This window comes from Pseudofrankia sp. DC12 (assembly GCF_000966285.1).
Lineage (GTDB): Bacteria > Actinomycetota > Actinomycetes > Frankiales > Frankiaceae > Pseudofrankia.
This window is the reverse complement of the sequence record NZ_KQ031391.1, coordinates 2,206,596-2,233,124: the sequence shown is the minus strand read 5'-3', so window position 1 is coordinate 2,233,124 and position 26,529 is coordinate 2,206,596. Positions and strand designations below refer to the sequence as shown.

The 26,529-nt window shown below is 72.8% G+C and carries 23 protein-coding genes; 13 read left to right on the top strand and 10 right to left on the bottom strand.

What is annotated here, in order from left to right:
- Positions 1-100: 100 nt before the first annotated feature.
- Positions 101-748, top strand: a complete 648-nt coding sequence (locus tag FRADC12_RS09005) for a DUF6758 family protein (protein WP_045876326.1) — start codon at positions 101-103, stop codon at positions 746-748.
- Positions 749-913: 165 nt separating this feature from the next.
- Positions 914-1,960: a diacylglycerol/lipid kinase family protein gene (locus FRADC12_RS09000; protein ID WP_052710773.1), complete on the top strand. Its 1,047-nt coding sequence runs from the start codon at positions 914-916 to the stop codon at positions 1,958-1,960.
- A gap of 104 nt (positions 1,961-2,064) precedes the next feature.
- On the opposite strand, the gene FRADC12_RS08995 is transcribed toward FRADC12_RS09000, so the two are convergent.
- The gene (locus FRADC12_RS08995; RefSeq protein WP_052710772.1) at positions 2,065-2,667 is read right to left on the bottom strand and encodes a suppressor of fused domain protein; all 603 of its coding nucleotides are present in this window, start codon (positions 2,665-2,667) and stop codon (positions 2,065-2,067) included.
- Between the two features lie 317 nt (positions 2,668-2,984).
- Here FRADC12_RS08995 and FRADC12_RS08990 point away from each other — a divergent pair, with 317 nt between their 5' ends.
- Entirely contained in the window at positions 2,985-4,667 is a 1,683-nt protein-coding gene (locus FRADC12_RS08990) for a TerD family protein (protein ID WP_045876324.1), read from the top strand.
- 14 nt (positions 4,668-4,681) lie between these two features.
- Positions 4,682-5,548 carry a PHP domain-containing protein gene (locus FRADC12_RS08985; RefSeq protein ID WP_045876323.1) on the top strand — a complete coding sequence of 289 codons (867 nt, stop codon included), beginning with the start codon at positions 4,682-4,684 and terminating at the stop codon, positions 5,546-5,548.
- A 105-nt stretch (positions 5,549-5,653) separates the two neighbouring features.
- Here FRADC12_RS08985 and FRADC12_RS08980 read toward each other — a convergent pair whose 3' ends face one another.
- Positions 5,654-6,853 carry an acyl-CoA dehydrogenase family protein gene (locus FRADC12_RS08980; RefSeq protein WP_045876322.1) on the bottom strand — a complete coding sequence of 400 codons (1,200 nt, stop codon included), beginning with the start codon at positions 6,851-6,853 and terminating at the stop codon, positions 5,654-5,656.
- Between the two features lie 88 nt (positions 6,854-6,941).
- Positions 6,942-7,892, bottom strand: a complete 951-nt coding sequence (locus tag FRADC12_RS08975; protein ID WP_045879291.1) for an HpcH/HpaI aldolase/citrate lyase family protein — start codon at positions 7,890-7,892, stop codon at positions 6,942-6,944.
- Positions 7,893-8,187: 295 nt separating this feature from the next.
- On the opposite strand from FRADC12_RS08975, the gene FRADC12_RS08970 reads away from it, so the two are divergent.
- Positions 8,188-9,618 carry a magnesium transporter MgtE N-terminal domain-containing protein gene (locus tag FRADC12_RS08970; RefSeq protein WP_045876321.1) on the top strand — a complete coding sequence of 477 codons (1,431 nt, stop codon included), beginning with the start codon at positions 8,188-8,190 and terminating at the stop codon, positions 9,616-9,618.
- 48 nt (positions 9,619-9,666) lie between these two features.
- Here FRADC12_RS08970 and FRADC12_RS08965 read toward each other — a convergent pair whose 3' ends face one another.
- The gene (locus FRADC12_RS08965; RefSeq protein WP_045879290.1) at positions 9,667-9,969 is read right to left on the bottom strand and encodes a chorismate mutase; all 303 of its coding nucleotides are present in this window, start codon (positions 9,967-9,969) and stop codon (positions 9,667-9,669) included.
- A gap of 462 nt (positions 9,970-10,431) precedes the next feature.
- Here FRADC12_RS08965 and FRADC12_RS08960 point away from each other — a divergent pair, with 462 nt between their 5' ends.
- From FRADC12_RS08960 to FRADC12_RS08950, 3 genes are all read left to right on the top strand, one after another.
- Complete coding sequence (locus FRADC12_RS08960) at positions 10,432-11,298, top strand: RecB family exonuclease (protein ID WP_045876320.1); 867 nt, start codon at positions 10,432-10,434, stop codon at positions 11,296-11,298.
- Between the two features lie 48 nt (positions 11,299-11,346).
- Positions 11,347-12,561: an aminotransferase class I/II-fold pyridoxal phosphate-dependent enzyme gene (locus FRADC12_RS08955; RefSeq protein ID WP_045879289.1), complete on the top strand. Its 1,215-nt coding sequence runs from the start codon at positions 11,347-11,349 to the stop codon at positions 12,559-12,561.
- A 470-nt stretch (positions 12,562-13,031) separates the two neighbouring features.
- Positions 13,032-14,261: a right-handed parallel beta-helix repeat-containing protein gene (locus FRADC12_RS08950; RefSeq protein ID WP_232303685.1), complete on the top strand. Its 1,230-nt coding sequence runs from the start codon at positions 13,032-13,034 to the stop codon at positions 14,259-14,261.
- 61 nt (positions 14,262-14,322) lie between these two features.
- Here FRADC12_RS08950 and FRADC12_RS08945 read toward each other — a convergent pair whose 3' ends face one another.
- The gene (locus FRADC12_RS08945; protein ID WP_045876318.1) at positions 14,323-15,036 is read right to left on the bottom strand and encodes a hypothetical protein; all 714 of its coding nucleotides are present in this window, start codon (positions 15,034-15,036) and stop codon (positions 14,323-14,325) included.
- 390 nt (positions 15,037-15,426) lie between these two features.
- On the opposite strand from FRADC12_RS08945, the gene FRADC12_RS08940 reads away from it, so the two are divergent.
- Both FRADC12_RS08940 and FRADC12_RS32955 read left to right on the top strand, forming a co-directional pair.
- Positions 15,427-16,521, top strand: a complete 1,095-nt coding sequence (locus FRADC12_RS08940; protein WP_045876317.1) for a ParA family protein — start codon at positions 15,427-15,429, stop codon at positions 16,519-16,521.
- Between the two features lie 238 nt (positions 16,522-16,759).
- Complete coding sequence (locus tag FRADC12_RS32955; RefSeq protein ID WP_232303684.1) at positions 16,760-17,353, top strand: hypothetical protein; 594 nt, start codon at positions 16,760-16,762, stop codon at positions 17,351-17,353.
- 71 nt (positions 17,354-17,424) lie between these two features.
- Here the strand turns inward: FRADC12_RS32955 and FRADC12_RS08930 are convergent, their stop codons facing one another.
- The gene (locus FRADC12_RS08930; protein WP_045876316.1) at positions 17,425-19,053 is read right to left on the bottom strand and encodes a DEAD/DEAH box helicase; all 1,629 of its coding nucleotides are present in this window, start codon (positions 19,051-19,053) and stop codon (positions 17,425-17,427) included.
- Positions 19,054-19,568: 515 nt separating this feature from the next.
- On the opposite strand from FRADC12_RS08930, the gene FRADC12_RS08920 reads away from it, so the two are divergent.
- Positions 19,569-20,312 carry a ferritin-like fold-containing protein gene (locus FRADC12_RS08920; RefSeq protein ID WP_045879287.1) on the top strand — a complete coding sequence of 248 codons (744 nt, stop codon included), beginning with the start codon at positions 19,569-19,571 and terminating at the stop codon, positions 20,310-20,312.
- Positions 20,313-20,877: 565 nt separating this feature from the next.
- On the opposite strand, the gene FRADC12_RS08915 is transcribed toward FRADC12_RS08920, so the two are convergent.
- The 4 genes from FRADC12_RS08915 to ligD all read right to left on the bottom strand — a co-directional run bounded on the left by FRADC12_RS08915 (position 20,878) and on the right by ligD (position 23,547).
- On the bottom strand, positions 20,878-21,105 hold the full coding sequence (locus FRADC12_RS08915) for a DUF3107 domain-containing protein (RefSeq protein WP_045876314.1): 228 nt from the start codon (positions 21,103-21,105) through the stop codon (positions 20,878-20,880).
- Between the two features lie 241 nt (positions 21,106-21,346).
- Entirely contained in the window at positions 21,347-21,970 is a 624-nt protein-coding gene (locus FRADC12_RS08910; protein WP_045876313.1) for a TetR/AcrR family transcriptional regulator, read from the bottom strand.
- Positions 21,971-22,116: 146 nt separating this feature from the next.
- Positions 22,117-22,317 carry a hypothetical protein gene (locus tag FRADC12_RS29400; RefSeq protein WP_045879286.1) on the bottom strand — a complete coding sequence of 67 codons (201 nt, stop codon included), beginning with the start codon at positions 22,315-22,317 and terminating at the stop codon, positions 22,117-22,119.
- Positions 22,318-22,545: 228 nt separating this feature from the next.
- Entirely contained in the window at positions 22,546-23,547 is a 1,002-nt protein-coding gene (ligD, locus tag FRADC12_RS08900; protein WP_084010530.1) for a non-homologous end-joining DNA ligase, read from the bottom strand.
- Between the two features lie 272 nt (positions 23,548-23,819).
- Here ligD and ku point away from each other — a divergent pair, with 272 nt between their 5' ends.
- Complete coding sequence (gene ku / locus FRADC12_RS08895; protein WP_045876312.1) at positions 23,820-24,863, top strand: non-homologous end joining protein Ku; 1,044 nt, start codon at positions 23,820-23,822, stop codon at positions 24,861-24,863.
- A 474-nt stretch (positions 24,864-25,337) separates the two neighbouring features.
- Entirely contained in the window at positions 25,338-26,513 is a 1,176-nt protein-coding gene (moeZ, locus tag FRADC12_RS08890) for an adenylyltransferase/sulfurtransferase MoeZ (RefSeq protein ID WP_045876311.1), read from the top strand.
- Positions 26,514-26,529: the final 16 nt, after the last annotated feature.

Below are 26,529 nucleotides of genomic sequence, written 5' to 3'. Positions count from 1 at the left end.
CCGGTTTGTCGAGGCTGGGTGGTGGCAACACCTTGAGGGCGGGACGTAACCCACTGTAGGTGGTCCCGGGATACTTGAGGAGAAATTCGGGAGGAGCCAGGTGACAAGCGCACCCGCCTGTCCCCGCTGCCTCGGCCAGCTAAGGCCGCCCGACCTGCGGAGCGACCAGTGGCGGTGCGACGTGCATGCGGCCGTCGCGCCCTGGCGTGAGGGGACGGCGGCACCGGAGGAGGCACTGCGCCAGCTCGCCGGCTCGGCCGCCGTGCCCGTCTGGGTGCCGACGCCGATGCCGGTGCACTGGTACGTCGGCGGGGTCGGCTGGGCCGGGGATGACCGGACCGGAGCGCGGGCGACCGCGCTGGCCACGGCCGGGCCGTCGCCGGTCGGCGGCCCGGCCGACATGCTGCTGGTGGCCGAGTCGCCGGGCACCGGCCTCGGCGCCCGGCTCGCCGGGATCGCCGGGCCCGACCCGAACGAGCTCGACACGCTGCCCGAGGCGAAGGTCGAGGCGGCCGGACATCCGACCGCGCTATGGCCGGTGCGGTCGCCGCCCGACCGGGCCGCCTTCGTCGGCGAGGCCGGTGGCGTCTGGCTGTGGGTGCTGCTCTGGCCGGCCGACGCGGCGCTGCTGCTGCTGGAGCACCTCGTGCTGGCGGACTTGGGCGACCAGCAGACGCTGACCGACCGCCTGGTCTTCGGCGCCCCCACCGACCGGCTGGGAACGCGGATGGCCTCGTCGGCGGCCTGAGCCCTCCGCGGGCAGGGCGGCGCGGTCCCACGAGTTCCCGAGCGGTCTGAGCCGTCGGAATGGGCGGCGCGGGCCCACGGCTCACCGTGCGGCCTCGGCTGCTCGTAGGCTCTGCACACTCGGGCGTCCCCCGAGGTGAACCCGAGCGAGAGGCGACCGGCCGCCATGACCGAAACCGCGGGCCCCGCACCAGCGGTCCCGGCCGCACCGGAGTCCGCTGTACCGGGCTCCGCCACACCGGGCTCCGCCGCGCAGGAGGCGGCCGCGCAGGAGGCGGCCGCACCGCAGGCCCGCGAGGGCTGGCGGCAGCCACCGGCGGCACCGGTCCAGCTGGACCGGCTGCGGGTGATCGTGAACCCGAGTGCCGGGCACGGCCGGGCCGGGAAGGTGCTGCCCGCGGTGGAGGCCGCGCTGCGCGGCTGGGCCAGTGAGGTCGAGGTGTCTCCTACCAGGGACATCGCGCACGCCGACGAGCTGGCCGCCGCGGCGGCGGCGGCCGGGCAGGTCGCGGTAGCACTCGGCGGGGACGGGCTCGTCGGCCGGGTCGCGGGGGCCACCGCGGCCGGGGGCGGCGTCCTGGCCGTGTTGCCCGGCGGCCGCGGCAACGACTTCGCCCGCGGCCTCGGCATCGGCCGCGACCCGGCGGCGGCCGCGACGGCGCTCGCCACGGCGGTCGAGCGTCGCGTCGACCTGCCGGAGGCGGGCGGGACCGCGTTCATCGGCATCGCCAGTCTGGGTTTCGACTCCCAGGTGAACGCGCTGGCGAACCGGACCCGCTGGCTGCGTGGGCAGAGCGTCTACACCTACGCGGTGCTGCGCTCGATGGTGTCCTGGCGCCCGGCGACGTTCACCGTCAGCGTCGACGGCGGTGAGCCCGAACAGGTCGTCGGCTGGACCGTCGGCGCCGCCAACGCCGCCTACTACGGCGGTGGGATGCGGATGGCCCCGAACGCGGACATCGCCGACGGGAAGCTTGAAGTGATCTTCATTCGCCGGTGCGGCCGGCTCACCCTGCTGGCCCTCTTCCCCCGGGTCTTCTCGGGGCGGCACGTCGACACGAAGCACGTCACCGTGCGCCGGGCGGCCCGGCTGAGCGTGACCGCCGACCGGCCGTTCCAGGTCTACGCGGACGGCGACCCCGTGGCCGACCTGCCAGCCGAGATCCTCGTCCGCCCCGGCGCCCTGCGCCTCCTGGCGCCCCCGGCCAGCTGACCTCCTGGCGAGCCGGGCTGTGACCGGCGAGTCATGCAGGGAGGCGGCGCGGTGGCCAGGTCCCGTGACCACTGAGGATGACACGATGGACGGCGTCCGGTCGTTCAGGTCAGGCGGGCCTCTCGGCGGGTGGGGTCACGCAGGTCGAGCTCGTCGGCCAGCCAGCGCTCCCGCAGGGCGCCGGCGCCGTGGACGCGCTTGAACGCGGACTCGTTCGGCGTCATCGGGAACAGCGGCAGGAAGCGAACCGGCGCCGGCTGCCCAGCCGCGGTCTCGGGGCCGGCGAGGTCGGCGGCCGGCAGGTCCGGCACCAGGCCGCCTGGCTCGCCGACGAGCACCGCCTGGAAACGAGCGTCGTCCCAGAGCGGCTCGCCCAGGTCGAGCCCGGAGCCGGCGACGACCGGGACGCCGTCGATCGCGGGGATCGCGGCCAGCACCGCCAGCCGGCGCACCACGCTGTCGCGGGGCGTCCGCAGCGAGAGGACCAGCTCGGCGCGCGGGCCGGCCGGATCGCGCACGCCGGCCGTCGGGTCGCTCATCGGCTCCGTGGACATGCCGACCGTCGCGTACCGGAAGAAGCCGTCCGGGTGAGGGCCGAACCGCAGCACGTCGATCGGCTCGGCGCCGAGGAAGGTCACACCCGCGCGGCCGGTGACCGGCCCGAACGTCGACACCAGGTGACGTTCGACAGCGGCGCGGACCTCCACGGACCTGATCCTACGGTCGGGTGTCGAGCGCGCCAGAAGCCTTCCCGCGTCCGCCGGCGCAGCGTGTGGTTGCGGATGTGCCGGGTACGGCGTGGTCGGTCCACCCGGCCGTGGGCCAGCTGCCGGGGACCGGGCGAAGTTCGTCCGGTCCGGCCGTCAACGGTCTGTCTGGCGACATTCGTTGAGGCCGGACGGGGATCTGCGGCACGCTGAGGCCCGACTGAGCGGTAGGCGCTGTCGCGGCGTGGGCGGCGTCTGGAACGATCGAGGCCGCTGGCCGCGTTGGCCGGGGGAGTACTGGCGATACGGAGGCAACCATGGCTGGGGTGTTGACCAAGGGGGCGAACGCGCCGCTGCCGACGCCGGACGTGCGGGTGGAGATCTCCTCGTCGACGCCGCTGGACATCGCCGCGCTGTTGGTCACCGCGTCCGGCCGGGTCCGGTCCGACGCCGACTTCGTCTTCTACAACCAGCCCACCGGCCCCGGTGTACGGCTACGGCCGCCGTCCACGCTGGAGTTCTCGCTGCAGGCGGTGCCCCCGGACGTCGACAAGGTGGTCGTGACGGGAAGCCTGGACGGCTCCGGTCCGGCGACGTTCGCGGCGGTCAACGGGCTGCGCGTCGCGGTGCACGCCAGCCAGGGCGGCGCCGAGATCGCCCGCTTCGACCCGTCCGGCCTGCGGACCGAGACCGCCCTCATCATGGTCGAGCTCTACCGGCGCGCGGGCAGCTGGAAGGTCCGCGCGGTCGGCCAGGGCTATGCCTCGGGCCTGGCGGGTATCGCCACGGACTTCGGCATCAGCGTCGACGGCGACGCCGCAGCCGCGCCGCCGGCTCCGCCCATCCCGACCCGCACGCCTGCGCCGCAGCCCCTGGCGCCCCCGAGCGCTTCGCCCGCGGCCAGCGGACCGCCCGCGGGCGGTCCGGGCCGGTGGGACGATGGCGACTACGAGGCTCCGACCCAGCTGGTCCGGCCGGACCAGACGCCCACCCCTGCCTCCCCGTCGTCGCGAGGCGCCGCCGCCGGGCCACCGCCTGGCGCCCCGGCGCAGGGCCAGCCACCCGCGTCGCCGCAGTGGGGTCCTCCGCCGGCGGGCCAGCCACAGTACGGGCAACAGCCGCCGCGAGCACCGCAGCCGCCGCCGTCGGGTCCTGCGCAGCCGCAGGGCCAGCCGCAGTGGGGCCCGCCGCCCGGCCAGCAGGGGCAGTGGGCCGCCCCGCCGCCCCCGCCCGGGGCGCAGCCGGGCCAGTGGGCGGGCCAGTCCGGGCAGCAGTGGGCGCCGCCGGCCGGGCCGCCGGTCAATCCGGGCTGGGGTGCGCCGCCCGCAGCGCAGCCCGGGGGACCGCCTCCTGGCGGCCAGTGGGGCCCGCCGCCTGGCTCCCCGGCCATGAACAAGAACTGGGGGCCGCCGGCCGCCGGTGGCGTCAACCTCGACAAGGGGCGGGTGTCGCTGCGCAAGGGCGAGGCCGTCTCGCTGGTGAAGACGGGCGCCCCGCCGTTGACCCGGGTCCGGATGGCGCTCGGCTGGGATCCGGCCGCGCAGGGCAAGGACATCGACCTGGACGCGTCCTGCATCCTCTACGACGCGCACGGCAAGGACGTCGACCGGGTCTGGTTCATGTCCAAGAAGGGCGCGAAGGGCGCCGTGCGGCACTCCGGGGACAACCTCACCGGGGCCGGCGACGGCGACGACGAGACGATCTTCGTCGACCTCGGGGCGCTGCCGCCCACGGTGATCGCGCTGGTCTTCACCGTGAACAGCTTCCAGGGCCAGCCTTTCACCGACGTGCGCCGGGCGTACTGCCGGTTGATCGACGACCTGACCAGCCAGGAGCTGGTCCGGTTCGACCTGTCGGACTCCAAGCGGTCGACCGGCCTGGTGATGTGCAAGGTTCAGCGGGTGCCGAACACGCCGGTGTGGTCGATGACAGCGATCGGCGAGTTCCATGACGGCAAGACGGTCCGCGCCATGATCGAACCGGCTCGCCAGTACCTCTGAGCCGGGAGGCCGCGTTGGCGGGCATCGACCTGCACACCCACTCGACCGCGTCCGACGGGCTGCTGGCCCCCGCGGCGCTGGTGGCCGCCGCGGCGGCCGCGGGTGTCCGGGTGCTCGCGCTGACCGACCACGACACGACCGGCGGAATCGCCGAGGCGGCGGCCGCGCTGCCGGCCGGGATGACGCTGGTGCCGGGCGCCGAGATCTCCTGTGAGGTGCGGGTCGCCGACGGACGGGTGATCAGCCTGCATGTCCTCGCGTACCTGTTCGACCCGGCGGAGCCGGAGTTCCTGGCGATGCGACGGCGGGTGCGGGAGAGCCGGGACTCCCGGGCCCGCCGGATGGTGGAGCTGATGGTGGCGGACGGACTACCGGTCAGCTGGGAACAGGTTCAGGCCCGGGCGCTGGGAACGGTCGGCCGGCCGCACGTCGCCGGCGCGCTGCTCGACGCCGGGCTGATCTCCGACCTCGACGAGGCGTTCGGGCCGAAGTGGATCGGCAGCCGGGGTCCCTACCATGCGCGCAAGGAGCAGCCAGACGTCGCCGACGCGCTCCGGCTGATCCAGGGCGCCGGCGGGGTGAGCGTCTTCGCGCACCCCTACGCGGCTGCCCGAGGCCCCATCGTCGGGCCGGACACGATCGAGTACATGGCCTCGCTGGGCCTCGACGGCATCGAGGTCGACCACCCCGACCAGGAACCGGCCGCCCGGGACCGGTTGCGGGGCCTCGCGGCCAGCCTCGGTCTGCTGATGACCGGTTCGAGCGACTTCCACGGCACCCGCGAGGGCCCGGGCCATGGACTCGGCACGCACAGCACCGACCCCGACGCGCTGGCCGAGATCATCGACCGTGGGTCCGGTGACACCCCGCGCTCGGCCTGACCGGGGAGACTGGCCCGTGAGCCATACCTGGTGGTCGGCGACCGGCCGGGCTCACTGCCGCCAGGCATGACTCAGGAGGACCCGTTTGGGCCGGGCTGAGCGCGACTACTGGGCGAGTCTGTAGTCGCGCAGCAGGGCGCGGCTGATGATGCGCTTCTGGACCTCGGAGGTGCCTTCGCCGATCAGCATGAACGGCGCCTCCCGGAACAGCCGCTCGATCTCGTACTCCTTCGAGTAGCCGTAGCCGCCGTGGATCCGGAAGGCCTCGGTGGTGACCTCGTAGCAGTACTCGCTGGCGAGGAACTTCGCCATGCCGGCCTCGACGTCGTTGCGTTCGCCGCGGTCCTTCTTGCGGGCGGCGTTCACCATCATCAGGTGGCCGGCCTCGATCTTCGTGGCCATCTCGGCGAGCTTGAAGGCGATGGCCTGGTGGTCGGCGATCGGGTGGCCGAAGGTCTTGCGCTGCTGGGCGTAGGCGATGGCGAGCTCGAAGGCGCGGATCATGATCCCGCAGGCCCGGGCGGCGACGTTGACCCGGCCGACCTCGACGCCGTCCATCATCTGGTAGAAGCCCTTGCCGGTCTTGTCCGGGCCGCCCAGGACCGAGGTGGCGGGCACCCGGTGGCTGTCGAGGACCATCTCGGTGGTCTCGACGCCCTTGTAGCCCATCTTGTCGAGTTTGCCGGGAATGGTGAGGCCGCCGGTGGTGCCGAAGCCGGGCTCTTTCTCCAGCAGGAACGTCGTCATGTTCCGGTAGACCGAGTCGGCGCCCTCGTCGGTCTTCACCAGGGTGGCGACGACGCCGGCGCGGGCGCCGTTCGTCAGCCACATCTTCTGGCCGTTGATCACGTAGTCGTTGCCGTCGCGGGTGGCTCGGGTCGTGATCGCGGAGACGTCCGAGCCGCAGCCGGGCTCGCTCATCGAGAACGCGCCGCGGACCTCGCCGGTGGCCATCTTCGGGAGCAGCCGGGCCTTCTGCTCCTCGGAGCCGTGCTGGAGCAGGAGGTAGGCGACGATGAAGTGGGTGTTGATGACGCCGGAGACGCTCATCCAGCCGCGGGCGATCTCCTCGACGACCAGCGCATAGGTGAGCAGGGACTCACCGAGGCCGCCGTACTGTTCCGGGATCGTGATCCCGAAGAGGCCCATCTCCTTCATCTGGTCGACGATCTCGGCCGGGAACTCGTCCTTGTGCTCGAGTTCCGTGGCGTACGGCAGAATCTCCTTGTCCACAAAGGTGCGGACCGCCGACAGAATGTCGGCCTGAATCTCCGTGAGACCGTCGGTCTGCGCGATCCTGCCCATTTCCTGTGAATCCTTTCGGCGTTTTGCGGCGAGGGCTCGGCGTGGTCCGGGCGCGCTCGCCACAGGTGGCGGCCGGGCGCGCGACCGACTACTGGGCCGGCGGCTCGAACTTCTTCGTGCGCTGCATGCCGGCGGCCCGGCCCTTGCCGGCGATGACCTGGGCCATCTTCGCGCTGGCCTCGTCGATCATCTCGTCGCCGAGCATGACCGCGCCGCGCAGGCCACCGGCCTCCGAGGTGTGCCAGGCGTACGCGTCGAGGATCAGCTCGGCATGGTCGTAGTCCTCCTGGCGGGGCCGGTAGACCTCGTTCGCCGCGTCGATCTGGCCCGGGTGCAGCACCCACTTGCCGTCGTACCCGAGCGCGGCGGACTTCTTCGCGACCGACCGGAACGCGTCGACGTCGCGGATCTGCAGGAACGGGCCGTCGATGGCCTGCACGCCGCGGGCGCGGGCCGCCTCGACAATCTTGAAGAGCGGGTAGTGGAACGGGTCACCCGGATAGTCGGGGTTCAGCGCGCCGACGACGAGAGACGGCATGTTCATCGACGCCATGAAGTCGGCCGGACCGAAGATGATGGTCTCGATGCGGGGGCTCGCGAAGGCGATGTCCTTGACGTTGGACAGGCCGAGCGCGTTCTCGATCTGCGCCTCAATGCCGATACGGCCGACCTCCAGGCCCATCACCTGTTCGATCTGGGTGAGCAGCAGGTCCAGCCACTGCACCTGGGCCGCGGTCTGCACCTTCGGCAGCATGATGCAGTCGAGGTTCGCCCCGGCGCCCTCGACGACGGTGATGACGTCGCGGTAGGTCCACTTCGTGGTCAGGTCGTTGACCCGGACAACTCGGGTCTTGCCGGTCCAGTCGCCCTCGTTCAGCACAGCGACGACATTGTCGCGGGCCGATTCCTTCGCGCCGGGCGCGACGGAGTCCTCCAGATCACAGAAGATCTGGTCCGCGGGCAGGCCCTGAGCCTTGCCGAGCATCTTGGTCGACGAGCCGGGAACCGCTAGGCAGGAGCGGCGGGGACGGAGCGACATGATCGAGATAGTAGCCGCAGCCCGCTGCTGGCGCCCGAGAACGAAGCCATTGCGGATCATGTTCGAGTGTGGGTTGCCTCACCGCGTTAATCCGCCCACGAATCAGCCCGCGTATTCCGGCAATTGGACTGGGCGGTCCGTCCAAAGACGTTGTCGGGTGACGCGTGGTCGCCTGGTCAGGCGCCGGGTGCGTCGACCCGCCGGCGCGGGAGCCGGGCTCGGCCGCGTGCTCGGTCCCGCCTTGGCGCCGCGAGACGGCCGCGCGGTAGCTTTGCGCTGTGGGCAGCGAGACACCGTGACGGCGACCGGGGCACAGCGTACGCCGGCGCCGGTCCGGGTCTACTGCCGGCGGCTGCACGGGCTGCTGGTGCTCGACCCCAACGGCGACCAGGTCGGCCGGGTCCGAGATGTGGTCGTCACGCTGCGCCCTGGCCACGCACCCCCCCGCGTGCTCGGCCTGGCCGTGGACGTGCAGCATCGGCCGATCTTCGTGGCGATGGGCCGGGTCACGGGTGTCGAGTCCGGCGCCGTGATCCTGTCGTCGGCGCGGCTGAACTGGCGGCGGTTCGCCCAGCGCGTCGGCGAGACCCTCGTTCTCGGCGAGCTGCTCGACCGCCGGGTCACCGAGGTCGCCGGCGGCAAGGAGGTCACGGTCGTCGACGCCGCGATCGCGCCGATCCGAAGCGGTGAGTGGATCCTCGACCAGGTGGCCGTCCGGGTCGGCCGCGGCCGGCGCGGCGACATGCGCACCGTCGGCTGGGACGAGGTCAGCGGGTTCTCGCTGCCGGAGGACGGCCAGGGCGCGGCGAACCTGCTCGCCGCGTTCGAGAAGCTGCGCCCGGCCGATCTCGCGTCGATGCTGCACGACCTGTCCTACAAGCGGCGGGCCGAGGTCGCGGCGGCGCTGGACGACGAGCGGCTCGCCGACGTGCTGGAGGAGCTGCCCGAGGACGAGCAGGTGGAGCTGCTCGGCGGGCTGGCCGAGGACCGGGCGGCCGACGTGCTGGAGGCCATGGGCCCGGACGACGCGGCCGACCTGCTCGGCGAGCTGCCGGCCGAGGACGCCGAGCGGCTGCTGCGCCTGATGGAGCCGGAGGAGGCCGCGCCCGTCCGCCAGCTCCTGCGCTACGCCGACGACACGGCCGGCGGCCTGATGACCAGCGAGCCGGTGATCCTGGCGCCGAACGCGACGGTGGCCGAGGCGCTCGCCCGGGTGCGCGCGCCCGAACTCTCGCCGGCGCTGGCTGCCCAGGTCTACGTGGTCCGCCCGCCGTATGAGACGCCGACGGGGCGCTACCTGGGTCTGGCACACTTCCAGCGCCTGCTGCGGGAGCCACCTGCGACGCTGATCGGAGCGGTGATCGACGCGGACGTCCGGCCGCTGCGGCCGGACACCCATCTCGCCGAGGTGACCCGTCATCTGGCGTCCTACAACCTGGTCGCCGCGCCGGTCCTCGACGACGGCGGCCGGCTGGTCGGCGTCGTCACGGTCGACGACGTTCTCGATCATCTGCTCCCGGCGGACTGGCGGGAACGGCAGCTCGACGACGACGTCGAGCACCACGCGGCCGAGGAGTACCCGACCCTCGACGACGACTTCGACGACTTCGGCCGGGGCGACGACCCGGAGCGGGACCGGGTGAAGCTCGCCCAGGAGGCGCCGCCGACCGAGCCGGGCCCGGACGGGCCCGGCGTCGACCAGGCGGACGAGGAGCCGGGCCGGTAGCGGGCGCGGCTCCCGAGATGGGCGCCGCCTGTCAGACGGCGCGGGCCGTCAGGTCAGCGAGCCGCGGCACAGGGTGAGGACCGCCAGCGCGATCTCGACGCCGCGTGGGCCGAGCTCGTCCGCCCAGGCGGCGATGATCTCGTTTTCCCTGGAGTGCTGGACGCGCGGGCCGCCGTCAGTGGTCCGCTGGGTCTGGATCTGCCGGGAGATGTCCCGGCGGACCGCGACAAGGTCGCGCAGCTGGACATCGATGCCGTCGATCAGGCGCCGGCCCTCGTCGATCGAGGCGATCGTCGGCGCGACCGGTGCCGGTGACCCGTCCGTGACGGCGTCGTCGAGGCCTGCGTCCATCGTGTTGCTCACGGGAGCACCTTTCGGGTGGGGGGCTCGGCGCTGCCCAGGCGCGGTGAGGCCCGGGCGTTCCGGGCCTTCGGTCTGGGGCGTTGTGCGGCGCGCGATCAGCGGCACAGTGGGGACCGAGCCCGGCCCCCATAAAAGGAATGCAGCGGCACGTGTACGACCACGGCTTCACTGCGCTCCATGGGTCGCAGCATGCCAGGCTGCGACGGGATCGTCCAGTTGCGCTCCGTGGCGATGGTCCGGCGCAGCGGGCGCCCGGCTGGCGGACCGGCCTGGTTCGCGCTGCGGGGCCAGCGGTCCGATGACGCCGGACCAGGCACCTGTGACGCGTGACGTCCGTCGTGGTCGGAACTGTCGGTGGCGGGTGCGAGGATCTTCGTGTGCCCCGGCCGCGGCCGGGCGCCCCGCCCCACCCGCCCCACCCGCCCCGCCCCTGAGCCGGAGGAGTCGACCATGGCGCAGCTCGTTCTCGACGAGATGCCACGCCGGCTGTTCAGCTGTACCCCGACCCGGCTGGCCTCGTTCGAGGACTGCCCGCGCCGTTACCGGATGACCTACCTCGACCGGCCGGCGCCGCCGAAGGGCCCGCCCTGGGCGCACACCTCGCTCGGGACCAGCGCGCACAACGCGCTGCGGCTCTGGTGGGACGAGCCCGCACAGCGCCGCACGCCGGAGCGCGCCGCGGCGCTGGTGCGCTCCTGCTGGGTCGCGGAGGGCTGGCGGGACGGCGAGCAGTCCGCCGACGCCCGCGAACGGGTCGCCGCGATGTGCGAGCGCTACACCGGCGGTCTCGACCCGGCCGGCGAGCCGCGGGCGGTCGAGCGCCAGGTGGCGACCCGTACCGACCTGCTGGCGCTGCACGGCCGGGTCGACCGGCTGGACGAGCGGGACGGTGAGCTGGTCGTCGTCGACTACAAGACCGGCCGGCGCGCGCCGCAGGACGACGACGCCCGCACGTCGTCGGCGCTGGCGCTCTACGCGTTCGCGGCCGAGCGGATGTTGCGGCAGCGCTGCCGGCGAGTCGAGCTGCACCATCTGCCGACCGGCCGGGTGGTCGAGGCCGAGCACACCGACGAGAGCCTGGCTCGCCACATCCGCCGGGCCGAGTCGATCGCGACCGACGCCGTCGCGGCGACCGAGCGGCTGGCCGCGGGGCAGCCGGCCGACGTCGCGTTCCCGCCGCGCCCCGGCCCGCTCTGCTCCTGGTGCGACTTCCGCCGCCACTGCCCGGAGGGCCGGTCGGCCGGTCCCGAACTCGCTCCGTGGGCCGGCGTCGAGTACCTGTCCGAGCAGGAGCCGGCGGCGAGCCAGGGGACATGACCACCGCGCCGGTGGGAAACGCTGCATGATGGAGCCGTGGCCTCGCAGATGCTGCCCTCGCGGCCCGGCTCCACGCCCGGGGCCGGTCAGGTTCCCGGCGCCGCCCGGTTGTCGGCCAAGGCGTCGACGTTCACCGAGTCGGTCATCCGGGACATGACCCGGCTGGCGGCCGCGCACGGCGCCGTCAACCTGGCTCAGGGCTTCCCGGACTTCTCCTGCCCGGCCGAGCTCAAGGACGCCGCCAAGGCCGCGATCGACGCGGACGTGAACCAGTACGCGATCACCTGGGGCGCTCCGGCGTTCCGCGCGGCCATCACGGCGAAGGTGGCCCGCGCCTACCCGGGCTGGACGGTCGACCCGGACACCGAGATCTGCGTGACCTGCGGCGCCACCGAAGCCATGATCGCGACCATGCTCGGCCTGGTCGACCCGGGCGAGGAGGTGATCTTCTTCGAGCCGTTCTACGAGAACTACGGCCCGGACGCGATCCTCTCCGGCGCGACGCCCCGGCTGGTGAAGCTGCGCGCTCCCGACTGGAGCTTCGACGAGGCCGAGCTGCGCGCCGCCTTCACCGACCGGACCCGCGCGATCGTGGTCAACACCCCGCACAACCCGACCGGCAAGATGTTCAGCCGCGCCGAGCTCGACCTCATCGCCGAGCTCTGCCAGCGGTACGACGCCCTCGTCGTCACCGACGAGATCTACGAGCACATCCAGTACCTCGGCCCCGGCGGGCACATCCCGCCGGCCACGGTCCCCGGCCTGGAAGACCGCACGATCACCGTCAACGCGCTGTCCAAGACCTACGCCGTCACCGGCTGGCGGGTCGGCTGGACGATCGCACCGGCGGTGCTGACGGAAGGCATCCGCAAGACGCACGACTTCCTGACGGTCGGTGCCGCGGCACCGCTCCAGGCAGCCGGCGTCGCCGCGATGGGCCTGCCGGAGCAGTACTACGCCGACCTCGCCGCGGCCTACCAGGTGCGCCGGGACCTGCTCTGCGGGACGCTCGCCGACGTCGGCTTCGGGGTCAGCCGGCCTGACGGCGCCTACTACGTCATGTGCGACACCCGGGCGCTCGACCCGGCCGGCGACGACGTCGCCTTCGCCCGCCACCTGGTCGCCGACGTCGGCGTCGCCTGCGTCCCGGGCTCCTCGTTCTTCGCCGACCCGGCCGACGGCCGGCACATCATCCGCTTCGCCTTCCCCAAGCGCGAGGAGACCCTGCGAGAGGCCGCCGCCCGGCTGGGCAAGCTGTCCTGACGTAGGCCGCGCGAATCCGGGTCATACCTGGCGGTCGGAAGCGGACGGAACCCGCGACCATCAGGTATGACTGAACATCGGGGACTCGCGGACGATATAGACCGCGGTGGGAATCCGGCTGTTCGGCGATGTGAACTGGGTCCTTGTTCCGCCGCTATCCGCATGACGCTCCGTTGTCACCGGGCAATGTCGTCGGGAATCTGTTCGATGCTATCTTTGCGGTCTCGGCGAGCTTGAAAACCAAGGAAATACCGGCCGTGGTGTTCACGTCAAAGGAAATATCCCATCCGACAGACGAGGAGCGCGCTGGCGCGGCCAGGTCATCTCTGGCGGCCGCGTCGGCCCCTCGCGGCAGCTGACTTTGGATCTCAAGAATGCGTCTTCCGAATTTCACATCGGCCTTCTTCGGTGCCGCCCCGGGGGCCTTCCCTCCGCGGGGCCCGGCGTCTCACGTCATTCTGGCGCCAGCCTTGGGCGGCCCGCCGCGGTCACGGCTGCGGGGACGGCTGGTGCTCGCGCTGTCCGGCGTCGCGCTGACCACGGCGATGCTTCCGGCCGCCGGTGCCGGCGCCAGCACACCGGCGCACCACTCGGGGGTGCTGCGCGGCGGCACGACGAACCTGAACAACACCCGTGCCTACCCGAACACACCGATCATTCCGGGCCCGGTGAAGATTCCGGCCGGCGGCGTGCCCATCCCGGCGGGCGCCGCCATCCAGCCCTATATCGACAGCAGCCCGGCCGGGACGCAGTTCAACCTGGCCGCCGGCACCTACAAGGGCTCCGGCGTACTGCTGCCCAAGGCCGGGGACAAGTTCTACGGCGTCAAGGCGGGTCCCGGGGGGACGCTGCTGTCCGGCATCGGCATCCACCGGCCGAACGGCAGCGCGACCAACGTCGAGATCCACAACATCTCGGTCACCGGCTACTCCGACGGCGGGAAGAACGGCGCGATCGACTCGAACATCCATGAGTCCGACGCCGCCGCGGGCTGGAAGATCACCAACTCGGAGATCTACGGCAACTATCTCGGCGCCTCGGTGGGGCCGAACTCGCTGGTCGAGAACAACACCTTCCACGACAACTCCTGCAAGGGCGCCGCCGGCGGCATGACCGGCACCATCTGGCGCTACAACCAGTTCATCCACAACAACCTGCCGGGGGTGAGTGACCCGAGCGGCGACTGTGCCGGTGTCAAGGTGACCGTCGAGACGAACAACCAGTTCATCGGGAACCTGATCTCGGACAGCGGCCATCCGGCCGGAGGCTGGATGGACGTCTCGTGCCACGGCAACACCTTCACCGACAACATCTCGTACAACAACGACGGCTCCGGCTTCACCGACGAGACCGGTTACAACAACACGTTCACCAACAACATCGCCGCCGGTAACGGACTCGACACGCCCGACCCCTGGCGGCGCACCGGCATCGTCTTCCAGTCCGCGGCCGGCGACACTGCCACCGGAAACTACGCGTGGCGGAACAACGGCCCCGGCATCACCATCTTCGAGCAGGACCGCCATGACGCCCAGGGCCAGGCTCGCAACTCCAACAACACCGTCCAGGGCAACTATCTCGACGTCGCGCCGTCCGTCATCAAGGTGAACATCGACGCCCCGCAGCACGTCGGGACCAACACGCTCAGCCGCGGTAACGGTATTCAGGTCCCGCAGATCCTCGCCGGGCCCCAGATGTGACCGGGTGACCGGCGCCGGCGCCTCCGCGGTCCCGGCGCCGGCCACCCAGCGGTAGGTCTCGTCAGCGAGCCGCTGGCGAGGCGGGCGCGGCGGCCGGTAGCGGCAGGGGGTAGCCGGCCGCCGCGGCCCGGGCCCGGCCGGCGCGCAGCTCGCGGTCCAGCGCCCGCAGATACCCCGCGGCGCCGCGGCGCACGCCGGTCCGCCGCAGGCTGGGACGGTCGAGCATCGCCTCCCCGGTGGGCAGCCGATACCGGCCGCGGAGGTACTCACCGACCCAGCCGGCCTGCGCCCTGGTCAGCGCCAGGTCGCGCTCGCCGTCCGGCCGGACGACCTGCCCGCTGTCGGGGACGCCGAGCAGGAACACGCCGCCGGCGACCGGGTGGAAGACGCCGCCGTACCAGGGGGCGGCGGTGAGCACCCCGGCGGCCGCGGCGAGGTCGCGCGCGGTGACCACGAGGGCGTCCCAGCGCCCGGCCGGCTGCCCGTCGATGCTGACCTCGAAGCCGCCGCGCGCCCCGCTCGCGTCGCCGACCCGGGCCACGGTGAGCGCGGGAGCCCCGCCGGCCGCCGGGCCGCCGGCGGTGTCGGTCGCGTCGCGAACGGCCGGAGGGATCCAGCGCTCCATGAGCGCGTGCGCGGCGAGGAGCTCGGCGGCGGCCGGGGTCGGGCGGCCACCGACGCCGGTCGCGTCCAGCCCGGCGTCGACGAGCGCGACGAGCGCCGTCGCACCGGCCAGGCCGGGCCCGAGCACGGCTACATGGGGAAGCTGAGCCACGCCGCAGAACTGTAGGCGCTCACCGGGCTGGCCCAGCGAGCGGGACGTCCCGGCAGCCAGTCGCCAGTCGCCAGCCGATCGGCGACTGCCTCCGTCCCGCGGGCCCCCGCTTCCATGACACCGGTCCCGTGCTGTCTGGCTCCGTGATGCCAGGGCCGCCCCGCCGGGCTCTGTCACGCCGGCTTCTGTGGCACCGCCCCGTCGCACCGGTCCTCTCCGTCACGCCGGCCTCCGCGTCGCCGATCGCTCGCGCCGAGGTCCCTGAAGCCGCCCGGTCGCCGCCTCGACGAGCGAACCGGGTGGGTGCGGGCGGGACCTAAGTAGGCTGCGCGACACTCGCGGGCCCGGAAAGGTTGTGACCACACGGTTACAGTTGACACACTCTCCGTTGTGGCCCGGGTTCTCGCTGTCGCGAATCAGAAAGGTGGCGTCGCCAAGACGACCTCCGTGTCGAGTCTCGGCGCCGCCCTGACCGAGCTCGGCCAGCGGGTGCTGCTGGTCGACCTGGACCCGCAGGCCTGCCTGACGTTCTCGCTCGGTCTCGATCCGGACGCGCTGGAGCTGTCCGTGCATGACGTGCTGCTCGGGCGGCTGTCCGCCGGGCTCGTCCTGCTACGCACGGCCGACGGGTCCGACCTGCTGCCGGCGACGATCGAGCTGGCCGGCTGTGAGGCGGTGCTGCTGTCGCGGACCGGCCGGGAGCACGTGCTGCGGCTCGCGTTGGCGGAGATCATCGATGACTACGACTTCGTCCTGGTGGACTGCCCGCCGTCACTCGGCGTGCTCACCATCAACGGCCTGACGGCCGCCGACGAGGTCGTCATCCCGCTGCAGTGTGAGACGCTGTCGCATCGGGGCGTCGGCCAGCTCCTGGACACCGTGCACGACGTCCGCCGGCTGACCAATCCCCGGCTGCGGGTGCGCGGGGTGCTGCCGACCCTGTTCGACGGGCGGACGGCGCACAGCCGCGCGGTCCTGGCCGACGTGGCCGCCCGCTACCAGATCCGGGTGCTGGAGCCGCCGGTAGCCCGCTCCGTGCGGTTCGCTGAGGCTCCGGGCATCGGCCGCTCGATCCTGACGACCGCCGGCCGTTCGAAGGGCGCGCACGCCTACCGGGAGCATGCCCGCGCGATCGCGGGTCTCGGCCCGGTGCCACTGTCCGGGCCCGGCGCGCCCGCGCTGCTGGCGGCCCGGCGGTCCCGGGTGCGGCTGATAGGCGAGGAGGATCTCGATGAGCCGAGCCGCACGGGCGAGCGTCTCGTCGTGGCCGACCTTGATGACGTCCCGCTTGACGACGTCGGCCTCGACGATGTCGGCCTCGACAGCGTCGCGTTCGACGGCGTTGACCTGGGTGGCGGCCTGGTCGACGACGGCCTCGCGGACGACGGGCTGGCGGGCAACCGTGGCGGTGGCGCCGTGGTCGGCACCGGATCGGCGAAGGCGATCCGTCAGGTCCGGGCCGCGCTCTCGCGTTCCGGCCGATGAGCGCCCGCGTGCCCGGCCCACCGGCGGCGCGAGCCCGGCCAGCCAGGGCGACGCCGGTATGACGAAGCCGAAGACCGTGAAACCGGGCGCGCAGCCGAGGGCCGCGAAGGCGGCGGTCGCGCAGCCGAAGACCGTGAGACAACCGGTCTCGCAGCCCAAGGCGGCAGGAGCGGCGGCCGTGCGGCCGAAGACCGTGAGACAACCGGTCTCGCAGCCCAAGGCGGCAGGAGCGGCGGCCGTGCGGCCGAGGGCCGCGATAGCCGCCGCCGTGCGGCCCGCGGCGGTGAACGCGGCGGCCGTGCAGCCGAAGGCCGATCCGACGACGGCGAAGCCGAGGGCCGTCATGGCGGCGGTTGTGGCGACGGAGACCACCGCGACGGCAGTTGGGCAGCCCGGGACCGTGAAGGTGGCCGGTGTGCGGCCTACGGCCGTTTCAGCGCGGGCGACGGCCGCGCCGCGGGAGGGCGCCGCAAGCCGCCGGGAGCTGGCCGCGGCGGCCGGCTTTGACCGGCTGCGGCCCCGGGCCGGCCGCCCGGCCGGGCCGGGTACCGGCTCGACGGCCCACCGGCCCGGCTCGATCGGCCGGGACACTCATGGCAAACGTGCCCTCTACAGCGGCGAACGGCCGCCCGACCCGCGTACGAACGGCGTGATGGTGCACTGCTCGCGCTGCGCCCAGGCGACGACCGTCGGCGCGAAGCGTGCCCTGCTGCTGCTCGCGCCGAGCCTGCACCTGCCGGTGATCCGGCCGCGCTATCCGTCCCTGCTGCGCTGCCCGGCCTGCCACCGGATCTCCTGGGTCCGTCTCGCGCTCACCGGCGCGGGCGGCTGAACGCACAAACGCCGCCGCCCGGCGGTCCCCGGTCGCGAGACGGGGGAGCCTGGCGGCGGCGTTGGGCTGGGTCAGGCCGACTCGGCGTGCTCCGCGTCGTCTTCCGCTTCGACCAGGTCGAGCCCCTCGACGGCGGCCCCGCCGCGGGAACGGCCCCGGCCACCGCGCCGGCGCCGGCGGCGGCGAGCGGGTGTGCCGTCCGCGTCCGGCTCCTGGTCGGGCAGATCGGTGATCTCGGTACCGTCCACGGCCGCGGTGGCCGTCGAGTCGGTCGCACTGGCGAGCGCCGTGACGTCGCCGGCCTCGAGCCCGAGCTCTTCGGGGGCGCCCTCGACTGCCTCCTCGGCGAGCCCGGCGGCCGCCGCGGCGGCCCCGGCCCCCCGAGTACGGCGGCGGCTCCTGGTCCGGGCGGCCGTGGCGTGCGCCGCCGGGCGGTCGGTATCCCGGTCGGGAGCGGCGGCGGCTCCGCGGCCGCGGCGGCCCCGCGCGCCGCCGCCCAGGTCCTCGATCTCCTCGGCCGCGAGCCCGGCCCGGGTGCGCGCGGCGCGGGGCAGGACACCGGTCGACCCGTCCGGGATACCCAGCGCCTCGAACAGGTGCGGGGAGGTGGAGTACGTCTCCAGCGGCTCGTCGAACGGCAGCGCGAGCGCGCGGTTCACCAACTGCCAGCGGGCCAGGTCGTCCCAGTCGACGAAGGTGACGGCGACGCCGCTGCCACCGGCCCGGCCGGTCCGGCCGATCCGGTGCAGGTAGACGCTCTCGTCCTCCGGGCACTGGTAGTTGATGACGTGCGTGACGCCGCCCACGTCGATGCCGCGGGCCGCGACGTCGGTCGCGACCAGCACGTCGACCTTGCCGGAGCGGAAGGCGCGCAACGCCTGCTCGCGCTGGCCCTGGCCGAGGTCGCCGTGCACCGGCGCGGCCGCGAAGCCACGGCGGGCCAGGTCCTCGGCCACCTTGTCGGCGGTGCGGCGGGTCCGGACGAAGACGATCGAGAGGCTGCGCCCGTCGGCCTGCAGGACCCGGGACAGCACCTCCATCTTGTCCATCGCGTGCGCGCGGAAGACGTGCTGGCTGGTGGTCGGGACGGTGCGGCCCTCGTCGGGCTGCTCGGCGGTCACGTGCACCGGCCGGATCATGAACCGGCGGGCGAGCGCGATGACCGGCCCGGGCATCGTCGCGGAGAACAACATGGTCTGGCGGGTGGGCGGCAGGAAGGCGACGATGCGCTCCACGTCCGGCAGGAAGCCGAGGTCGAGCATCTCGTCGGCCTCGTCGAGGACCAGGGTCGCCACGTTGCCCAGGTTCAGCGTGCGCTGGCGGGCGAGGTCCAGCAGCCGGCCGGGGGTGCCGACGACGACGTCGACGCCGGCCTTCAGCGCGCTGGTCTGCGGCTCGTAGGCCCGGCCGCCGTAGACGGAGAGGACCCGGATGCGCCGGCCCTTGCCAGCCCGGTCGAGGTCGGCGGTGACCTGGACGCAGAGCTCGCGGGTGGGGACGACGATGAGGGCCTGCGGCCGGCCGTCGGCGCCCTCGTCAGGGCCGAGGACCTTCTGGATGACGGGGATGCCGAAGCCCAGGGTCTTGCCGGTGCCGGTGCGGGCCTGGCCGATGATGTCGGTGCCGGCCAGCGCCAGCGGGAGCGTTAGCTCCTGGATGGCGAAAGGGTGGACGATGCCCGCCGCGGCGAGTGTCTCCACGGTCTCCTTGCGGACCCCGAGGTCGGCGAAGGTGACCTTGGGCTCGGCCGGCCCGGCCTGCTGGGGCGGGGCCGGCGAAGCGGTGGCGTCGGTGGCGTCGGTGTCGCCGGTGGTCAGGGATGTGGCTGTGACGGACAGCGGATCGCTCCTGGTCTGCTCCTGAGCGGTGTCCGACGTTGAGGCGCCGCTCGCTATGTGCCAGACAGCGCCAGCGACCCAGTCGGTGACGGGGGACCAGCGGCTCGAACCCGGCAGCTTGGCCCAGCGGCCCTCCGAACGGGGCGACGCGAGTGCCTTAGGCGGCCAGCTGGCCTGTGATGACCAGCGGCTACGACAAGGATAACCTGTGTGACCGCTTGGTGGGCGCGCTCGGTGACGATCGTGGCCTGTCGGACGTTGGCCAGGCAGGAGCCCGATCCGTCGGCCGGCCCGAGCGGGCCGCCGGAGTTCGTGGGGGCCAGCGGGTCGAGCCCGACCACGCTTACACCCGACCCACCACCTGGGAGATGAAACACGTGACGGACAGCACAGTGCTTCCGGGAGCCCAGGTCGCAGGCGGTGCCGACTCCACGGCGGAGGCCGTCGGTGTCGGTTCCGCGCAGCCGCGGGAGGGTCGCCCGGGTGCCGACCAGGCCGTCGTCGACCTGCTGGGGCTCATCGCTTATGGCGAGCTGACCGCGTTCGAGCGACTCGCGACCGACGCCAGGATGGCGCCGACGCTCACGGACAAGATCGCGCTGGCCGCGATGGCCGCCGCCGAGTTCGCGCACTTCGAGGCGATCAGCCGGGCGCTGGCCGGCCGCGGCGTCGACCCGGAGGCCGCGATGGGGCCGTTCATCGGCCCGCTGACCGCCTTCCACGGGGGCACCGCGCCGGCGGACTGGCTGGAAAGCCTGGTCAAGGCCTACGTCGGGGACAGCATCGCCGCCGACTTCTACCGCGCGATCGCCCACCGGCTCGACGACGACGCCCGCGCGCTCGTCCTCGACGTGCTGGCCGACACCGGGCACGCGGCGTTCGTCGTCGACCGGGTCCGTGCGGCGATCGCCGCGAATCCCGTGGTGGCCGGGCGGCTCGCGCTGTGGGCCCGCCGGCTCGTGGGCGAGGCGCTCAACCAGGCAAAGCAGGTCGCGGTCGAGCGGGACGCGCTCACCGGCCTGCTGGTGGGCGTCGGCGACCTGGAAGCCGTCGCCACGATCTTCGACAGCATCATGAAGGCCCACACTGACCGCATGTCAGCCCTGGGCCTGTCTGCTTGAGGCGATCGGCCGGAACCGGGCGCGGAGCGCCCTGCGGCCGCTCCGCCCAATAGGAGCCGACGGAGAAGTATGGGCTAGGCGCTTGTCCAGGGCCGGGATCCGGGGTGCGTTCCGCTCGAAGGGCGCCAGCGCGAGTTGATCGCCGGTTCGGCCCTCCGGCGGTCGTTGTCCGGGCGTGCTGCCAACCACTGGGACCCTGCTGGCCAATTACACGCAGCTACGACTCGGCCGGGACTGGCCGCCGATCAGGGGGCGAGCAATCATTCCGGCGTCCGTTATGTGGCGTATGTCTGGGCGCCTCTTCTAGATCACCCGAGGCTCTCCCGAATTGGCCAGCAGGATCCACTGGGGGCCCAAAACAGCGATCAGCACACCCGTGCGCCCCGGCGGGAAGTAAACCAGCGGAAGGCAGCCCCAGCGGGACGCATCCCAGATCCCGGCCCTGGACCAGCGCGCGCCCCCGGACTCCGACATCGCCCCCGAACCACGTTGGGGAGGGCGCTCAGCGCCCGACCCGGTGAAGCGGCCGGCGGGCGCTCCGCGCCCGTTCCGGCCGCTTCACCCCTTAGGCGGCGCCGAAGCCGACGCGGCGGGACTCCGCCTCCGCGATCTCGACGTAGGCCAGTTTCGCGACCGGTACGACCACCCGGCGGCCCTTCTCGTCGAACAGGGAGAGCAGCCCGTTGTCCGCGGCGAGGGCGGTGGCGACCGCCTCGGCGACCTGGTCCGGGGTCTGAGCGCTTTCGAGCACCAGCTCTCGGCCGACGTTCTGCACGCCGATCTTGACCTCCACCGGGATGACCTCGCCTTCGTTAGCGCCGCGGGAGGGTGTCCCCCCGGGACGGGCCTGGTCCGACGGCGTGACGGCCGACGGACGTTCACAGGTAACACCGACGATCACAGGACACACTATGGCCCCGACGCCGTGTGTGACCGGGCTGGGTCGCCGTGTTCGCCGCTGGCAGAGCGGCCGGGTTGTCTCACCGGTCGGCGACGAGCGCCGGCCGCCCACCCGGCGGCGCCCGCCGCGCCGATCAGGCCCGCGGGTAGCCGCCGATGCCGTGCCAGGCGAGCTCGCTCATCGTCTCGATCGCGCGTTCGGAGGAGACGGTGCCGCCCCGGACCAGCCACCAGCGTGAGCAGGTCTCCGCGAGCCCGACGAGGCCGACGGCCAGCAGGTCGGCCTCGTCCTGGGTAAGGCCGGTGTCGGCGGCGATGGTCGCCGCGATCGACCGGACGCACTGGGCGAACGCGTCCTCGATCCGCTCCCGGACAGCCGGCTCGCTGCGCAGGTCGCTCTCCAGCACGAGCTGATGGGCGCCGCTGGGGTCGTTCACGAAGTCGAAGTACGCGCGGATCGACCGCTCGACCCGCAGCTGGTTGTCCGTCGTCGAGTCGAGCGCCTCGCGGACGCTGGTGACCAGCTTCTCCGCGTGCTCGTCGACCAACGCCAGGTAGAGCTCAAGCTTGCCGGGAAAGTGCTGGTAGAGCACCGGCTTGCTGACGCCGGCCCGTTCCGCGATCTCGTCCATCGCGGCGGCGTGGTAGCCCTGCGCAACGAAAACCTCACGCGCGGCCCCGAGCAGCTGGAAGCGCCGGGCCGTGCGGGGGAGCCGGGGCGTTCTGCCTGAGCGTGGCGCGGCCGGATCGGCGGTCACCAGCGCACCTCCTGTTGCTCGATCCCGACAACACTACAGACCCGGGAGCCGCGCGTGGCCCCCGGAGCCTGGGGTGCGGGGCCTGCAACAGGCTATCGGCGGAACCGACCAGGCCGGCGGCTCCACGCCCGTCCGAGGCCGATCGCCTACCGGTAGGCGTCCTCGTCGTCTTGGACCTCGACGGTCTGCTCGACGGCGTCGTACTCGTCGGCCTCGGAACCGTCATGAACGTGCGTCGGCTGCGGCGGGTCGTCGGGCAACACCTGGCGGGCCTGATCGACGGCGTCCGCGGCAGGGACGTCGACGGGAACCTGCATCTCGGTCGGGAGCTCGGTCGGTGCGGTCATGAGGCCCTCCCCGTCGTGGCGGGATCTCTCGCCGGCTGGTGTCGCGATCATCGAGCTGCCGAAGCACGGCATACCCGCGCGGAACCTCGGCATACCCAGGTCGCGTTCGGCCTGAACGTGCCTGATTCGCCGGCAGCGGCCGGCTGGGCCGTCGTCCTTCCCGTCGGATAGATCCGCCGGTTCGGTCACCGCGTCCGGTTCGTCCGTGGCCAGCGGACGGCCCGGACGTCAGGTCGCCGCGGGCGGGGGGCCGAGCAACGGGGCGAAGAGGTCGCCGTGGGCGGCCACCCGGTCGAGGACCTGGGCGGCGGTGAACACCAGGTCCGCGGGCTGGCGGGCGTTGGCGACCTCGTCCCAGGTGACCGGGGCCGACGCGGTCGGCGCGGCGCGGGCCCGCAGCGAGTAGACGGAGACCGTCGTCTTCGCCGGGTTGTTCTGTGACCAGTCCAGCAGCACCCGTCCCGGGCGCAGGTCCTTGCGCATGTTGGAAACGACGAGGTCCGGATGGTCCCGGGCCAGTCGTTCGGCGACGACGTGCATCTCGTCGCGCACCTTCATGCTCTCGCGCCCGTCGTCGACCCGGCCGTAGACCTGGAGCCCCTTCGAGCCGCTGGTCTTCACGCACAGCGGCTCGGGCATCACCTCGCGCAGCAGCAGCGCGACCCGGGCGCAGTCCAGGACGGTCGTCCCGGGGCCGGGGTCGAGATCGGCGACCACGAGGTCCGGCCGCCGGGTGGAGACGCGCCACATCGGGGTGTGCATCTCGATCGCGGCCAGGTTCGCCAGCCAGACCAGCGTCGGGCGTTCCTCGGCGACCAGGTAGTCGATCGTCCCCCGGTTCTTGCTGGAGCCGGGGGAGGGCAGCGTCGCGGTACGCACCCACTCCGGGCGGTGCGACGGAGCGTTCTTGCTGAAGAAGCCGGCGGCGCCGACTCCCTCGGGGAAGCGGACGACGGTCAGCGGGCGGTCGTCCAGATGCGGCAGCAGGACGGGGGCGATCTCGGTGTAGTAGTGGATCACCTCGGCCTTGGTGGTGCCGGCCGTCGGGTAAAGCACCTTGTCGAGGTTGGAGATCTTGAGCCGGCGGCCGTCGACCTCGACGGCGCTCGGGGCGCCACGGGGGGCCTTCCGCGCGCTCCCGCCGTCCTTCGTGGTGGTGCCGGCGCCCGAGGCCTCGCTCGGGGACTCGCGGCTCTGTCCGGGTCCGCTCGCACCGCCTGCCTCGCCCATCCCCGCCTCCCGGGCACTGCCCTCGCGTGGTGGTTCTCGTCACGGCCAGCTGGCGGTTCCACGTTCCCACGTCGACCCGGCCCGATCCACGGTCTGTCTCGCGATGTCTCGTGATCCTCCGGGCGTCCCGCCGAATGGCCACGGAGCGGCGATGAGTAGGGCCGTTCGGCTGCGTCAACCCAAACAGCCAATTCTCGTCCCTCTTCGCCGGTCAGGCGGACAGGACGCGCCGGGTGGCTCACGATGGGGTTGGAGCGACGTTAGGGGCGAACATGCGTTCGATCTGGAAGGGTGTGATCAGCTTTGGGCTCGTCTCGATCCCCGTGAAGCTGTACTCGGCCACGGAGGAGCGGGATGTCGCCTTTCACCAGGTCCGACGTTCGGACGGGTCCCGGATTCGCTACAAGCGGGTCGCGGCGTCCGATGGCGAGGAGGTGCCGTACTCCGAGATCGCCAAGGGCTACGAGCTGCCGGACGGCGAGACGGTGGTCCTCACCGACGACGACTTCGCGAACCTGCCGCTGTCGACGTCGCGGGCGATAGACGTGCTGGAGTTCGTCCCGCTGGACCAGGTCGACCCGATCTACTTCGCGAAGAGCTACTACCTGGAGCCGGACAAGACCGGCGCCAAGCCCTACGTACTGCTGCGTGACGCGCTGGAGTCCTCCGGCCGGGTCGCTCTGGTGAAGATCGCGCTGCGCCAGCGCGAGCAGCTCGCGACGCTGCGGGTGCGCGACGGCGTCTTCGTGCTGGAGACCATGCTGTGGCCGGATGAGGTCCGCGCCCCCGGCTTCGGGTTCCTCGACGAGGAGATCAAGGTCCGGCCGCAGGAGCTCGCGATGGCCAGCTCGCTGATCGAGACGCTGGCCGGCGACTTCGACCCGACGCGGTTCACCGACGAGTACCGCGCGGCACTCACTGAGATGATCGATGCCAAGATCGCCGGACGGGAGATCATGACGGCTCCGGCGGCGGAGGCGGGCGAGCCGGCCGGCGACCTGATGGCCGCGCTGCGCGCCAGCATTGAGGCGGCCCGGGCCGGGCGCCCGGGTGGCGATGCCGCGCCGGCGGGCGAGCCGGAGCCGGCCGCGTCCACGCGGGCGAGCAGGCGTGCGCCGCGGGCTGCCGAACAGCCCGACGCCGAGACGTCAGCCCAGGATGCCGAGGCCGGCGCCGACGACGCGGCGCCGACGGCGAAGGCGAAGCCCGGCGGCAGGAAGACCCCGCCGAAGAGCGCGCCCGCCAAGATCGGGCCGAAGACCGCGGCGAACGGCGCCAAGGAACCAGCCAAGACCCCGGCGCGCCGCTCCGCCTGACCCGCGGTGTCCAGCCGGCGGTAGGCCGGTCCGGCCGCCCGCGGTCCGGCCGCCCGCGGTCCGGCCGCCCGCGGTCCGGCCGCCCGCGGTCCGGGCCGCCTCCGGCCGGTCCAGCCGCGTCCGCCGGTCCGCCGCCTCTGGTCGGCCGGTCCGGCAAGATCGCTGTCCTGGTCTCCCCCTGGTTGCGAACCATCCGCCTGAACGGCCGCGCCAGGGCGCGAACGGCGATCTTGTCCGCTGGTCGCGCTGGTAGCGCTGGTAGCGCTGGTAGCGCTGGGCCGCCGTGGCGGTCGGGAACATGTGACCGGCGGCGTGCGCTGCAACGGAGCGGATCGTCGTCCCCCGCGGGGTGCGACGGCCTGTTGCCCAGCGGCTTCGCCGGCCCGTGATCTCAGGGCGGGCCTGCGGCGCTCAGACGTATGGCATCGTCGTGGGGACGCCTCAGCCGGCGATGCCGAACCGCAAGGAGCACGCGTGTCCCTTCCGCCTCTGGTGGCGCCCGCCGACGGGCTCTCCGTCGACGAGGTCCGCCGCTACTCCCGGCACCTCATCATTCCGGATGTCGCGATGGACGGGCAGAAGCGCCTGAAGAACGCCAAGGTGCTGGCGGTCGGCGCGGGCGGCCTGGGATCTCCGACGCTCATGTATCTCGCCGCCGCCGGCGTCGGAACGCTCGGCATCGTCGAGTTCGACACCGTCGACGAGTCGAACCTGCAGCGCCAGATCATCCACGGCCAGTCCGACGTCGGCCGCTCCAAGGCCGAGTCCGCGCGCGAATCGGTCCTGGAGATCAACCCGTACGTCAACGTCGTGCTGCACGAGACCCGGCTCGACGTCGACAACGTCATGGAGGTCTTCAGCCAGTACGACCTGATCGTCGACGGCACCGACAACTTCGCGACGCGCTACCTGGTCAACGACGCGGCGGTGCTGCTCGGCAAGCCCTACGTCTGGGGCTCGATCTACCGGTTCGACGGCCAGGCCAGCGTCTTCTGGGCCGACCACGGGCCGTGCTACCGCTGCCTGTACCCGGAGCCGCCTCCGCCCGGGATGGTCCCCTCCTGCGCCGAGGGCGGTGTGCTCGGCGTGCTCTGCGCGTCGATCGGCTCGATCCAGGTGACCGAGGCGATCAAGCTGCTGACCGGGATCGGTGACCCGCTGGTCGGGCGGCTAATGGTCTACGACGCCCTGGAGATGAGCTACCGCACGATCAAGGTCCGCAAGGACCCCGAGTGCCCGCTGTGCGGGAAGAACCCGTCGATCACCTCGCTGCTCGAGGACTACGAGGCGTTCTGCGGCGTCGTCTCCGAGGAGGCGCAGCTCGCCGCGGCGGGGTCGACGATCACGGCCGGCGAGCTCAAGGAGTGGATCGACGAGGGCGCCGCGATCGAGCTGATCGATGTCCGCGAGCCCGCGGAGTGGGAGATCGTGCGGATTCCGGGCGCCAAGCTCATCCCGAAGGGGGAGCTGCCGGCCCACCTGTCGGAGCTGCCGCAGGACAAGCGGGTCGTCGTCTACTGCAAGTCGGGTGTCCGCTCGGCTGATGCGTTGGCCACCCTGAAGAACGCCGGCTTCTCGTCGGCCGTGCACGTCCAGGGCGGCGTGACCGCGTGGGCCACCCAGGTCGACAAGACCCTCCCGGTCTACTGACCCCTCGCGTCCCGAA

Bases quoted from the DNA above. Each gene is read 5' to 3' on its own strand.
- FRADC12_RS09000 (WP_052710773.1), top strand. From the start codon at position 914: ATGACCGAAACCGCGGGCCCCGCACCAGCGGTCCCGGCCGCACCGGAG.
- FRADC12_RS08990 (WP_045876324.1), top strand. From the start codon at position 2,985: ATGGCTGGGGTGTTGACCAAGGGGGCGAACGCGCCGCTGCCGACGCCG.
- FRADC12_RS08980 (WP_045876322.1), bottom strand. From the start codon at position 6,853: ATGGGCAGGATCGCGCAGACCGACGGTCTCACGGAGATTCAGGCCGAC.
- FRADC12_RS08975 (WP_045879291.1), bottom strand. From the start codon at position 7,892: ATGTCGCTCCGTCCCCGCCGCTCCTGCCTAGCGGTTCCCGGCTCGTCG.
- FRADC12_RS08965 (WP_045879290.1), bottom strand. From the start codon at position 9,969: ATGGACGCAGGCCTCGACGACGCCGTCACGGACGGGTCACCGGCACCG.
- FRADC12_RS08960 (WP_045876320.1), top strand. From the start codon at position 10,432: ATGGCGCAGCTCGTTCTCGACGAGATGCCACGCCGGCTGTTCAGCTGT.
- FRADC12_RS08955 (WP_045879289.1), top strand. From the start codon at position 11,347: ATGCTGCCCTCGCGGCCCGGCTCCACGCCCGGGGCCGGTCAGGTTCCC.
- FRADC12_RS29400 (WP_045879286.1), bottom strand. From the start codon at position 22,317: ATGACCGCACCGACCGAGCTCCCGACCGAGATGCAGGTTCCCGTCGAC.
- ligD (WP_084010530.1), bottom strand. From the start codon at position 23,547: ATGGGCGAGGCAGGCGGTGCGAGCGGACCCGGACAGAGCCGCGAGTCC.
- ku (WP_045876312.1), top strand. From the start codon at position 23,820: ATGCGTTCGATCTGGAAGGGTGTGATCAGCTTTGGGCTCGTCTCGATC.